General features: G+C 40.2%; 14 protein-coding genes. 8 read left to right on the top strand and 6 right to left on the bottom strand.

Annotation, left to right across the window (positions count from 1 at the left end):
* The first annotated feature begins 21 nt into the window (after positions 1–21).
* Genes NYR17_RS05920 through NYR17_RS05910 form a run of 3 tightly spaced genes read left to right on the top strand, consistent with a single transcriptional unit; the run spans position 22 to position 2,687 of the window.
* Positions 22–1,290, top strand: a complete 1,269-nt coding sequence (locus tag NYR17_RS05920; RefSeq protein WP_302504809.1) for a dicarboxylate/amino acid:cation symporter — start codon at positions 22–24, stop codon at positions 1,288–1,290.
* Between the two features lie 30 nt (positions 1,291–1,320).
* A complete protein-coding gene (locus tag NYR17_RS05915) occupies positions 1,321–2,424 on the top strand; it encodes an Mrp/NBP35 family ATP-binding protein (RefSeq protein WP_302504808.1) in 1,104 nt (367 codons plus the stop codon).
* Positions 2,425–2,444: 20 nt separating this feature from the next.
* Positions 2,445–2,687, top strand: coding sequence for a NifU family protein (locus tag NYR17_RS05910; protein ID WP_302504807.1), 243 nt, complete (start codon positions 2,445–2,447; stop codon positions 2,685–2,687).
* A 295-nt stretch (positions 2,688–2,982) separates the two neighbouring features.
* Here the strand turns inward: NYR17_RS05910 and NYR17_RS05905 are convergent, their stop codons facing one another.
* The gene (locus tag NYR17_RS05905) at positions 2,983–3,273 is read right to left on the bottom strand and encodes an HU family DNA-binding protein (RefSeq protein ID WP_302504806.1); all 291 of its coding nucleotides are present in this window, start codon (positions 3,271–3,273) and stop codon (positions 2,983–2,985) included.
* Positions 3,274–3,624: 351 nt separating this feature from the next.
* On the opposite strand from NYR17_RS05905, the gene aroB reads away from it, so the two are divergent.
* Positions 3,625–4,683, top strand: coding sequence for a 3-dehydroquinate synthase (aroB, locus tag NYR17_RS05900; protein WP_302504805.1), 1,059 nt, complete (start codon positions 3,625–3,627; stop codon positions 4,681–4,683).
* 173 nt (positions 4,684–4,856) lie between these two features.
* Positions 4,857–5,459: a porin family protein gene (locus NYR17_RS05895; RefSeq protein WP_302504804.1), complete on the top strand. Its 603-nt coding sequence runs from the start codon at positions 4,857–4,859 to the stop codon at positions 5,457–5,459.
* Positions 5,460–5,524: 65 nt separating this feature from the next.
* On the opposite strand, the gene NYR17_RS05890 is transcribed toward NYR17_RS05895, so the two are convergent.
* From NYR17_RS05890 to NYR17_RS05870, 5 genes are all read right to left on the bottom strand, one after another.
* Entirely contained in the window at positions 5,525–5,665 is a 141-nt protein-coding gene (locus NYR17_RS05890) for a hypothetical protein (RefSeq protein WP_302504803.1), read from the bottom strand.
* Positions 5,656–6,297: a YeiH family protein gene (locus tag NYR17_RS05885; protein ID WP_302504802.1), complete on the bottom strand. Its 642-nt coding sequence runs from the start codon at positions 6,295–6,297 to the stop codon at positions 5,656–5,658. The genes NYR17_RS05890 and NYR17_RS05885 overlap by 10 nt, the downstream gene beginning before the upstream one ends.
* Before the next feature lie 559 nt (positions 6,298–6,856).
* On the bottom strand, positions 6,857–7,357 hold the full coding sequence (locus tag NYR17_RS05880) for a hypothetical protein (RefSeq protein WP_367997942.1): 501 nt from the start codon (positions 7,355–7,357) through the stop codon (positions 6,857–6,859).
* A 134-nt stretch (positions 7,358–7,491) separates the two neighbouring features.
* Positions 7,492–8,787 carry an APC family permease gene (locus NYR17_RS05875; protein ID WP_302504801.1) on the bottom strand — a complete coding sequence of 432 codons (1,296 nt, stop codon included), beginning with the start codon at positions 8,785–8,787 and terminating at the stop codon, positions 7,492–7,494.
* Positions 8,787–9,176 (bottom strand): acyl-CoA thioesterase, encoded by a 390-nt coding sequence (locus tag NYR17_RS05870; protein ID WP_302504800.1) that lies wholly within the window; start codon positions 9,174–9,176, stop codon positions 8,787–8,789. Before NYR17_RS05870 ends, NYR17_RS05875 begins: the two co-directional genes overlap by 1 nt.
* Positions 9,177–9,309: 133 nt before the next feature.
* Between NYR17_RS05870 and NYR17_RS05865 the strand changes: the two genes are divergently transcribed.
* From NYR17_RS05865 to NYR17_RS05855, 3 genes are all read left to right on the top strand, one after another.
* Positions 9,310–11,292, top strand: coding sequence for a urocanate hydratase (locus NYR17_RS05865; protein WP_302504799.1), 1,983 nt, complete (start codon positions 9,310–9,312; stop codon positions 11,290–11,292).
* A 442-nt stretch (positions 11,293–11,734) separates the two neighbouring features.
* Positions 11,735–12,562 carry a GIY-YIG nuclease family protein gene (locus tag NYR17_RS05860; protein WP_302504798.1) on the top strand — a complete coding sequence of 276 codons (828 nt, stop codon included), beginning with the start codon at positions 11,735–11,737 and terminating at the stop codon, positions 12,560–12,562.
* Between the two features lie 29 nt (positions 12,563–12,591).
* Entirely contained in the window at positions 12,592–12,765 is a 174-nt protein-coding gene (locus tag NYR17_RS05855; RefSeq protein ID WP_302504797.1) for a hypothetical protein, read from the top strand.
* Position 12,766: the final 1 nt, after the last annotated feature.

Below are 12,766 nucleotides of genomic sequence, written 5' to 3'. Positions count from 1 at the left end.
AACCTTTATTAAAATAGCTCAATGAAAGGACAAAATAAACTTTTTATCGCCATTATTATCGGCTTGGTTTTAGGGATCGGACTTGGTGGCTTGGTGCATTTTCAATATCCAGAATACACTGAAGATTTTGCAAAGAATATTAAACTTTTAGGCACCATTTTCATTAGATTGGTTCAGATGATTATTGCACCTTTGGTTTTTACCACTTTAGTTGTGGGGATTGCTAAAATGAGTGACATCCAAATGATTGGCCGTGTGGGTACCAAAGCGATGATGTGGTTCATTACCGCCTCTTTGGTTTCTTTATTTATAGGTCTGGTTTTGGTCAATTGGTTAGAACCTGGGAAGGTGACCCAACTGCCTATCCAAGACACGGCTTCCGCAGCGGAAATTGTGAGCAATAGCAAAGGATTTTCATTAGAAGATTTCGTAAAACACATTATTCCTAAAAGTGTATTTGAAGCCTTTGCCACCAATGAAGTGCTACAAATCGTAGTCTTCTCTATTATGTTTGGCATCGCGCTTTCTCAACTTGGCGAATCGTATTCTAAACCTGTAATCAAAGCGTTAGACATTTGTGCCCACGCCATTCTTAAAATGGTCGGCTATATTATGTGGATGGCACCATTAGGCGTTTTAGGCGCTATAGCGGCGGTAGTTGCCACCAATGGTTTTGAAATTTTCATTGTCTATGCCATTTATCTTCGGGACTTTTTCTTTGCTCTGGCAATACTTTGGTTAGTGCTCTGTTTGGTGGGCTATTTGATATTAGGCCCTCGCCTTTTTGATTTATTGAAAAGAATAAAAGAACCGCTACTCATTGCCTTCTCCACCACCAGCTCCGAGGCTGTATTCCCAAAATTGGTTGAAGAATTAGAAAAATTTGGAGCCAATAGTAGAATCGTTTCTTTTATTTTGCCTTTGGGCTATTCCTTCAATTTAGATGGCAGTATGATGTATATGACCTTTGCCTCTATTTTTATCGCTCAGATTTACGGAATTGATATGTCCGTTGGGCAACAAATCACAATGCTGCTGGTGCTTATGCTGACTTCCAAAGGGATTGCTGGTGTGCCAAGAGCCAGTTTGGTTATCATTGTTGCCACTTGTTCTATGTTCGGAATTCCGCCAGAAGGCATAGCTTTAATCCTGCCAATAGACCATTTTTGCGATATGGGAAGAAGTATGACCAATGTTTTAGGCAACGCTCTGGCAACCTCCGCGGTTTCTAAATGGGAAGGACAGTTGAGCGCGCCGAAAGACCTGGAACATTTGGAAAAAAATGCTTAATTTTGTCACTCAATTAAAGTTAAAAATCTAATGTTAAAAAAAGATAGAGTTTTAGAATTTCTAAAAGAGGTAGAGGTAGATGATTTGGTGAACAATGTGCAGATTATGGGCAATGATGTCTATATTGATATGACCGCACACTCCCCAGCCATGCACGAAAAGAAAAAATTAGAAGCCGCAATGAAACAGGCTTTCGCATCAGAATTTGGAGAAGAAGTGGTGCTTAAGCTCAAAATTGTCTCTCCAGAACCTTCCGAAATTCAGCAAAACCAAATTAAAGGGAAATCTATCCCTGGGATTCAGAATATTATCGCTATTGCTTCTGGTAAAGGGGGCGTGGGTAAATCAACCATCGCTGCCAATTTAGCCGTTACTTTAGCCAAAATGGGCTTCAAAGTCGGATTATTAGATGCCGATATTTATGGACCTTCCGTTCCTACTATGTTTGATACCGAAGGCGCTAAGCCCATTTCTGTGGAAGAAAACGGCAGACATCTGATGAAACCCATAGAAAATTATGGCGTAAAAATGCTTTCTATTGGCTATTTTTCAGGAGCTAATCAAGCGGTCGTTTGGCGTGGTCCTATGGCTGCTAAAGCTTTAAACCAAATGTTAAGAGATGCTGCTTGGGGCGAGTTGGATTTCCTACTGATAGACTTGCCACCAGGAACGGGCGACATCCATCTTTCTATCATTCAAGAAGTGCCTGTAACAGGCGCCGTTATTGTGAGTACGCCTCAGCATGTGGCATTAGCCGATGTAAAAAAAGGTATCGCGATGTTCCAAATGGAGAGCATCAACATTCCTGTATTAGGGTTGATTGAAAATATGGCTTATTTCACCCCAGAAGAATTGCCAGATAATAAATATTATATCTTCGGTAAACAAGGCGCTCAATATATGGCGGAAGATTTAGGCATTCCTATATTGGGCGAAATTCCAATCATTCAAAGCATTAGAGAAGCTGGAGATGTCGGCAGACCTGCAGCACTACAAGAACCTTCTAAAATTACTGAAATCTACACCGAAACCGCTCAAAAAATGGTGGAAAGTTTGGTGGAAAGAAATAAAAATCTACCTCCTACGGAAGCCGTTAAAATCACGACTATGGCAGGCTGTTCACCTAAAAAATAACCCAATCTGAAATTATAACAATGGCACAAACAATAGAAAATTTAGAAACCCGAGTGGAGGAAGCCTTGGAAAGCATTAGACCTTTCCTCAATAAAGATGGCGGCGATATAGAATTGGTGAAAATAGAAGATTTAACCGTTTATGTTAAGCTTTTAGGGAATTGTTCCAGCTGCCCGATCAGTTTTTCCACAATGAAATTGGGCGTTGAAAATACCATTAAAGAAAAGGTTCCAGAAATTGTAAAGGTAGAAAGTATAGAGTAATATAATCTTATATGAAAAATAACTTTTTGGAATAAAATTGTATTGATTCTGTGTAGTTTAACATTGGATAGTTTTGATGTATCAGGCTTATCAATATGGAAAATCTGCCGCTGAAAGAGAAAAACAACTTTCCGAATCTTTACAGAAATAATTTTTTATTATAATAATAAAATGGGAGATTGTTTTTACTTTCTCCCATTTTTTACGCTTATTTTATACTTTCTAAAAACAATAAAAGCCACCTCAATTGAGATGGCTTTTTCATTTTGGTTTCTGAGATTTTACGCTCAAAAAATTATTTTTTCTTAGCTCCAGCCACAGCATCAGCTAATTCAGAACCTGCTTTAAATTTAGCTACCTTTTTCGCAGGGATTTTGATAGCTTTTTTAGTTGCAGGGTTGATACCTTGTCTTGCCGCTCTCTCAGTTACAGAGAAAGTACCAAAACCAACTAAAGATACTTTACCATCTTTCTTTTTAAGCGTTTCAGTAACACAGTTGATAAAAGATTCTAAAGCTTTTTTAGCCGCTACTTTTGAAATTTCGGCATCTTTAGCCATTGCGTCGATTAGTTCAGACTTGTTCATAGTAATATAAATTAAAAGTTAAGTTTTATTAGAAGCAAATTTAAAACTTTTTTTTATATATACAAATTTCACTATAAAAAATAAATTTAATTTTACCTTATTTATATTTTTAATTTCAATAATACAATTTTATGTCCGTGCTTTAATAGTTGTTTATCTTAATAAAAAATAAATATAAAAACCTAATAATCAGTTATTTAATTAAAATGAAAATCTAAAAACAGCTTTTGCCAATCTATAAATAAAGCCCACGATACAACATACTAATTTATAACCAATCTAAAAATATGAAACCACTTTTGAGCCCAATTTTAGCGTTTATTTCTTATTTTTGCAAGCAATTTTACACTTATGATTTCCATTTTAGATCCCCAATTGAGTGCTATCAACCAATACATTGCACAATCTCAGCCCAGCCAATTGCTTATATTGGTTGACGAAAATACGCACCAACATTGCCTCCCCTACTTTTTAGGAAACTTAGAAACCGATATTCCTTTTGAAATTATTGAAATAGAACCCGGCGAAGCCCTAAAAACCATAGATACCGCTGTGCAATTATGGGAGATTCTTTCAGAGTTTAAGGCTGATAGAAAGGCGCTTTTCATCAATTTAGGCGGTGGCGTGATCACAGATATGGGCGGCTTTGTGGCATCTACTTATAAGCGTGGCATTCCTTTTATCCATATGCCTACCACGCTCCTCTCTATGGTAGATGCTTCTATCGGTGGGAAAACAGGAATTGACCACCAATTTCTCAAAAATATCGTTGGGAGTTTTGCCCTGCCAGAGCAAATTTTCGTCGCTTTTGATTTCCTCAAAACCTTACCTTATATAGAACTCAGAAGTGGTTTTGCCGAGATGCTCAAACACGGACTGATCGCAGAAGCCGCACATTGGGAAGATTTAATCAACATTGATGAGCTTTCCGCCGAAACCATAGTGCCTTATATAGAAAGCTCGATGAGGATTAAGCAAAATATTGTGAATCATGATTTTAAAGAAAACAACATTCGCAAAATCCTTAATTTTGGACATACCATAGGGCACGCCATTGAGAGTTTATTTATCAGTTCAGGACAACCTATTCCACACGGTGAGGCGGTAGTTTTGGGGATGATTATGGAGACCCATTTATCAGCTTTGGAACATTTAATTTCGGAAGAAACAAGCGAACATATCATCTCTGAAATCCAAAAATTCTATCCTTATATCTCTATTGATGCCTTTGATGATGATTCTATACTCCAACTTATGAAAAATGATAAAAAAAATAATCACAGAAATATCAATTTTTCGTTGCTCAATGGGATAGGAACAGCCATTTTTGACCATAAAGCTTCTGAAGAAAATGTCAAAAAAGCTATTTTTTATTATAAAAATCTCCAAAACAGAATCACATCAACCTAAATCCAATAACAATTTTAAAATACTGAATGCCAATTAGATAAATTAAACACTTGTTTAATTTTTTAAATTTAAAACCATTTTGGCAAGGCTTTTGAATATACTGAAGCGTCACTCTAAAAAAGAAATAGCCAGAGTGTCAATTAAAACATAAAAACAAGAAAAAATTTAAAATTATGAAAAAAGTATTTTTAGGCTTAGCCGTAGCAGTTAGTTCATTAACTTTCGCACAACAATTTGGTGTTAAAGCAGGTGCTAACTTTTCTTCTATCTCTAAAGATGGGGATTTTGCAGATACTAAAGGAAAAACTGGTTTCTACGCTGGTGTATTTATGAACGCACCATTAGCAGAGAATTTTAGCATCCAACCAGAGGTTATCTATAACAATGTAGGTGCTAAAGTTTCATTGAATAATATCGATACTAAATTAAATTTAGACTACATCTCTGTACCAGTAATGTTCCAGTACAACGCAACACCTGAATTCTATTTAGAAGCTGGTCCTCAATTTAGTTTCTTAGTTAACTCTAAAATTAAATCTGACAACCAATTGGTAGAATCAGTAGCAAACTACTTTAACAGCAAAGACAACTACAACTCTTTTGACTTTGGTATGGGATTAGGTTTAGGTTACAACTTTACACCTAACATCGGTATCAATGCAAGATATGTTGCAGGATTTACAGATTTAAGCAAAAATGGTTCTGTAGATGTAGCGAACAAAGATGGTAAAAACAGAAACAACACTTTCCAAGTTGGTTTAGGATTTAAATTCTAAAACCACAGGAAATCAAAAAAAAAGCGCCGTAAGATCATTCTTGCGGCGTTTTTTGTATTCTCTTTTTATCGATTCAGAATAATCAACAGTGCGCCCACGGAAATAAATGCCCAAAGCAAAACCGCTTGTAACAAGGGTTTTACGCCCACGCTTTTAATCGCGTTGATGCTCAGCCCTGCCCCAATAAGGAACAAAGTCAGCCCCAAACCTTTTTTTGGCGATGAGCACAATATAATGACTCAACGGCGAGATGCTCGGTACAAAAGTGTTGATGAGCATTGCAACGATGAACATCAGGATAAATAATCTTCGCTTGGTGGTGTACCTTTTTCGAGCGTTTTTTCTGTATCAATACAAACATCAGCGAGACAGGAATAATCCACAAAGTACGCTCCAGCTTTACCGTCGTAGCGATTTTCAATGCCTCATAGCCGTATTTTTGTGCCGCTCCCACCACCGAACTCGTATCGTGGATGGTAATGGCTAACCACAACCCAAAATCCTCTTGACTCATCGACAAAGAATGTCCCACCACAGGGAAAATAAACAACGCCAATGCATTAAGGATGAAGATACTCGCCAAGGCGACAGAAGTTTCATTCTCCTTAGCATCAATCACAGGGGCAACCGCCGCAATAGCACTACCGCCACAAATCGCCGTCCCCGAAGAAATCAGCGTACTGGTATTGTTCGGAATTTTGAGCCATTTGCCCAATAACAATCCGATAATCAGCGTACTACTGATGGAAACAATCGTGAATATTAAGCCTTCTTTACCCGCTTTCATCGCCTCAATGGCATTCATTCCGAAGCCTAACCCCACCACCGAATATTGCAATAATATTTTGGTGGCTTTTCCATTGAGATATCAAAAAAGGATGCCAAAAAAATGCTAAAAATAAAGCCCAATAACAGACATTCAGGCGGTTCCATAAAGGGCAAACAGCACAATGCCAATGCTATAATAAACAGGACTTTTCGGATTTGATGAGAAACTTGATGTTCAAACATAACAATTGATTTTAGACTGTAAAAGTCGGTATTTATTATAAACAAATCAAATGAATAATATTTATTTGAAATAACTTTTGGTTATTTTAAGTTTCATCTTTGAAAGATTAAGAGGTATTATGATTGATCCGCTGTTAAGTTTTGATTTTCCGCTAAAACGATGGGCATTCCGCTGGTTTTATTCTATATTCCGCTGTTAAGTTTTGGTTTTCCGCTAAAATAATAGGTTTTCCGCTGGTTTTATTCTATATTCCGCCATTAAGTTTTGGTTTTCCTCTAAAATAATAGGCATTCCGCTGGTTTTGTTCTATATTCTGCTGTTGAGTTTTAGTTTTCCGCTAAAAAGATGGATATTTTTGCTCTTTATTTCCAATCAATAAGGGGAATTATTTTCTATTTTTCTCCTCTAATTGCTCGCTGCGGATCAGCTCAATCCCTTGGCGGTAGGTGGTGACTTTAAAATCTGGAAATTTTTCTCGGAAACGCGCATCACTAAACAAATTATCGTAGGCATAGCGAGGCAGCAACTCCAACAGTTCTTTAACTTTCGGACTCACCCATGCCCCGATTTGAAAAAGCCATTTCGGTACCACCGTATAATGGAATTTTTCGCCATAAATCCCTGAGGCTAAAGCAATCAATTCAGCATAAGTAGGGCGAGTTTCATCGATGGGTAGGTGCCAAGTTTTGCCGTAAGCATCGGGCGTGTTGCCAATGAGGGCGGTGGCTCGGCTGGCATCGGGCGTCCAGATGAGGCTTCTTTTTCGGTGGGCGTTTATCGGTACTTTTAGGCGTTTAACGATTTTGAGGTTTTGGGTATAATTTTTATAGAGTTTTTTGGCGAGTTCCTCTCCGATAGGACCATTCGCGCCGAGTATGGTTTGCATATGTTGTTGGGTTAAAGTCTCAATTTATTTCTAATGATTTTGCCGATTTTTACCAATACCGTTTATCTTCTTTATTTATAAATGATATTGAAACAGAGTCTCACGCTTATTAACTTCCACAAAAATTTGTAAAATTATACGCTTTTTTTTCGGCGCTGATAAAGCCACTCGCCTATCAGACAAAACGCGATAATGCCCACCGACACCCAAACGCCTTGTGGACTACTCCCCCATTGCTGATGGATTAAAATCCCTAATGCGATGGCGGACAAAAGAACGCCCATCAACGGAATCCAGCGTTGACCTTTAATCGCGGCGGAAAGTTTAAAGCCTACGCCATTCACCAAGCCAAAAATCAGCAAAAACCCGATGCTCCCTGCGGTAGAAATACTCTCCAAAGGTAAGGTATTCACCAGAATTAAAGTCGCCACGGCGGTAATCATCAGCCCAATCGGTTGTCCCCAAAGTTGCGCTAAAAAATGAGAGGGTAGCTCTTGGTCTTCGGCAATTTCGTAATTCACTTGGGAACCGCCATATAACGAGGCATTGATAGCAGAAAAAGTAGAAATAAGCGCTGCAATGGTAATGATGGTAAATCCTATTTGCCCCAACATCGGCTTAGCGGCCTCTGCCAATACATAATCTTGTGCATTAGCAATTTCCGAAAAAGGCAACGAGCCCACCGTAACCACCGCAATCACAATATAAAGAAGGATCACAAAAATCACGGAATAATAGTACGCCTTAGGGATATTTTTTTCAGGATTGATGATGTCTGGCGCTGCGTTCGCTATCAGCTCAAAGCCTTCATACGCCACAAAAATGACCATACCACCAGCAAATAGTTGGATCGGATTTTCCCAATGTGCCATTGACAATTGTTCCAAATTAGGATTTCCTATCAGTCCATAAGCGCCAATACCCACAAAGCCCAACAAAATCACCAGTTTAATCACCACAGCATAAGATTCTATCTTGCCCACCACCACTATACTATAATAGTTAATCGCCGTAGCAATGAGGATAATCACCGTAGCAAAAACATGAAAATCAATGGTTTTGTCTCCTGTAATTTTAATGAGATTAGGGGCATAAGAACCAAAAGCCGAGGCATAGAGCGACAGCATAATGATATAACTCAACCACAGCAAATTATTAACCGCGCCACTAAATACCGTTCTGCCAAAACCTTGGTTGATGAATTTCACAGTGCCACCTCGGTCAGGGTAAGTTTTAGAAAGTTTAACATAACTATAAGAAGTGATGAGCGCCAGCACGCCAGCAAAGAGAAACGCCACAGGGGTACCGCCCTTAGCCAAAGACACCGCCAAGCCCAACACCGCAAAAATACCGCCGCCCACCATACCACCAATCCCGATGGATATAGCTTCTTTAAGTCCTATTTTCTTGGGTGTATCCGCTATTGCCATTAGGATTCAAAAATTTTCTGAGGTCTTTTATTTTCATCAATAGCAACCAAGGTAAAATCGCCAGAAACCGCTTTCTCACGCGTATCGGCATACATTTCTTCTATATAAACTTCCACATTCACTTTTAGGCTGGTATTGCCCACATATTTCACTTTGCCAATCAGCTCCACCAAAGTATCCGCAGGAATCGGTTTTTTGAAATCTATTCTATCACAGCTCACCGTTACAAAGGATTTTCTGGCAAAGCGCGTTGCCGTGATAAAAGCCACTTCATCCATCATTTCCATCACGGTTCCACCGAACATCGTATTATGGTGGTTGGTAATGTTAGGGAATACCACTTTAAATATATGCGTTTCCGAGGTTTTAATTTTGTCGTCGTAGTTCATTGTTTAAATTTTTGCAGCCACAAATATAAGTTTTTTATCCATTTTAATGCCTTTATTGCGCGTTCATTTTTCAGTTTGCATTTAAATTTTTATCTTTGAGCAACTTAAACCCGTATCAAAATTAAACGAGACTATGACACCCTTCCAACAACAGATTTTACAAGGTATTCCGCAAGAATTGCCTGCGAAGAAACCTTATGATACCGAAATTAACCACGCTCCCAAGCGTAAGGATATCCTTAATGAAGAGGAGAAAAAATTGGCACTGAGAAATGCATTGCGGTATTTTGAGCCGAAGCATCACGCCACGCTTTTGCCCGAATTTCGGGAGGAATTGGAAACTTATGGGCGCATTTATATGTACCGTTTTCGCCCTGATTATAAAATGTATGCCCGTGATATTCAGGACTATCCAGGCAAATCGCTGCAAGCCAAAGCCATTCAAATGATGATCCAAAACAATCTGGATTATGCCGTGGCGCAGCATCCGCACGAGCTCATCACTTATGGCGGCAATGGGGCGGTGTTCCAAAATTGGGCACAGTATCTCCTCACGATGCAGTACCTCGCCGAGATGACCGATGAGCAAACCCTCGTGATGTATTCTGGACATCCGATGGGCTTATTTCCGTCGCACAAAAACGCCCCTCGTGTGGTGGTAACCAACGGAATGATGATTCCAAACTATTCAAAACCAGATGATTGGGAAAAGTTTAATGCGTTGGGCGTTACCCAATATGGGCAGATGACCGCCGGCAGTTATATGTACATCGGTCCGCAGGGCATCGTTCACGGCACAACGATTACGGTGCTGAACGGCTTTCGCAAAATCGGCAAAAATCCCAAAGGCAGTCTTTTTGTAACCTCGGGACTTGGCGGAATGAGCGGTGCACAGCCCAAAGCGGGGACTATTGCGGGTTGCGTAACGGTTTGTGCCGAAGTCAATCCGAAAATCACCAAAATCCGCCACGAACAAGGTTGGATTCACGAAATTATCGACAATACCGACCAACTCGTACAGCGTGTTCGCCAAGCTTTAGCCAACCAAGAAGTGGTATCCATCGCCTATTTGGGGAATGTAGTAGAAGTTTGGGAAATCTTTGATAAAGAAGGAATTACAATAGATTTAGGCTCCGACCAAACCTCGCTTCACAACCCTTGGGCAGGCGGTTATTATCCTGTGGGAATGAGTTTTGAGGAATCCAACGAAATGATGGCAAATCAGCCCGAATTATTCAAAGAAAAGGTGCAAGAGAGCCTCCGCAGACACGCCAAAGCCATCAACCAGCACACCGCCAAAGGCACTTATTTTTTCGATTATGGCAATGCTTTTCTATTGGAAGCCAGCCGTGCGGGAGCCGATGTAATGGCTGAAAACCCGAGCCTTGGCAGGGAATTCCGCTATCCGAGTTATGTGCAGGATATTATGGGGCCGATGTGTTTTGATTACGGTTTTGGTCCGTTCCGATGGGTGTGTGCGAGCAACAATCCTGAGGATTTGCAAAAAACCGACGATTTGGCGTGCCAAGTCTTGGAAGAGATGATGAAAACCGCTCCTGAGGAGATCAAACAACAGATGGCGGACAACATCCAGTGGATCAAAGGAGCGCAGGAAAATCAGCTGGTGGTGGGCTCTCAGGCGCGCATTCTCTATGCCGATGCGGAGGGGCGAATGCGGATTGCCAAAGCCTTTAACGATGCCATCAAAGCGGGCAAAATCGGACCTGTGGTTTTGGGTAGAGACCACCACGATGTCTCTGGCACCGACTCGCCTTACCGTGAGACTTCCAACATTTACGACGGCTCTCGGTTCACTGCCGATATGGCGATCCACAATGTGATTGGCGACAGTTTCCGTGGCGCGACTTGGGTGAGCATTCACAACGGTGGCGGCGTAGGCTGGGGCGAGGTGATCAATGGCGGTTTCGGAATGCTTTTGGACGGCACCACCGAAGCCGAAGAACGCCTAAAATCTATGCTTTTCTGGGATGTCAACAACGGTATTGCACGCCGCAGTTGGGCACGAAACGAAGGCGCTATTTTCGCCATCAAACGCGCTATGCAAGCAGAACCCCGCCTCAAAATCACCCTCCCCAATGAGGTGGAAGAGGTGTAGGGGGTTGGATTTCATATTCAAGATTATTCAAAGATTCAATTATTCAAAGATTGAAAGATTGACTTGCCCACGCTATCGCCTGCGGAGGCTCTCCGCTTCCCCTCTTTTTTAAAGAGGGGTGCCCGTAGGGCGGGGTGTTTATCAAAAGGGCGAAATGATTTGAAGGTATAAAGATTTAATAATTAGAAATATTTTTCATTTGGGCGTGCCGCACTGCCTTTTTTTTCAAGGGAAAAAGGCAGTGCGTCGGTCTACGGGCAGTCGCTTTTTTTTGCTTTTCTTAAGGGAAAAAGCAAAAAAGAGCTTCAACAATGCCCTCCGCCCTCACGCAAGTGGAGAGGCAGACAGCACCTGCGAATGATTTTTTTGTAAGTATAAAAATATAATAAAAGAAACATCTGTTAATCAAACAGTTGATGAAACTAAAACAATAATAAATTTAATGGGAAAAACTGTAACCACTTATCTCGTAGATGGCGACCCCAAGGGAACGCAATATGTGTTTATCAGCAATAAAATTTGCCAAATGTTTGTGGTGCCACGCTCGGATTTGAAGTATCTGAACCAACAAGAAAAATTACAGAAACCAGCGTTTTACATCCTCATTGGCGAAGATGAAAACACACAACCACAGGCGTATATCGGCGAAACAGAGAATTTCAAAGAACGCATAAAAGACCACGATAACAAAAAGATTTTTTGGCAAAAAGCCCTGATTTTCGTCTCCAAAGACACCGATATTACAAAGGTAGATGTGCAATATTTGGAGCATCTCGCCATTGATGAAGCCCAAAAAGCGAAGACTTTTGTGTTGAAAGAAAATCGGCAAACTCCGAAGTGTCCCAATCTGCCCGAGCATCAAAAGGATACAATGAATGAGTTTTTTGAAGACATTAAATTTCTTACTTCCTTTGTGGGATGCTCCATTTTTGAGATCACCGAAACCGCCCAAAAACATCTATTCTACACCTCTGGACGAGGTTGTGAAGCAAAAGGTTTTTATGATTCGGCAGGTTTTACAGTGTTGAAAGGCAGCGTGATTGCTCGCAGTTCTGTTCCATCGTTAAACTGGAAAGAAAAAAGACAACAATTGTTAGATAAAAACACCACCGAACACCAAGGTCGTTTGATCCTTCACACCGATAAAACCTTTGCCAGCCCCAGTACCGCTGCAAATTTTTGCATCGGCAGTAGTAATAATGGTTGGCTCGTTTGGAAAGATGCCCACAAACGCACTTTAGACGAGGTCTATCGGAAGGGGTTGGAGTAAATAACACATTATCAATATAAAATATCACTATGTCAATACGTAATGCTTACTACACGGATACACTGGACAATTTTATTCAAAAATCTAAAAAAGATATTATTGGAGAAATTTCAGTTAATGGGCGATTGGGACACAATAATAATGAGCTTATTGCCTGGGAAGATCAAATTGAAATTTTGAGAAAAAGTATAGGGAAACACTAAG

The sequence above is a fragment of the Riemerella columbina genome (assembly GCF_030517065.1).
GTDB lineage: Bacteria > Bacteroidota > Bacteroidia > Flavobacteriales > Weeksellaceae > Riemerella > Riemerella columbina_A.
Note: the sequence above shows the minus strand (reverse complement) of the source record. Positions and strands in the feature narration are given on the sequence as shown.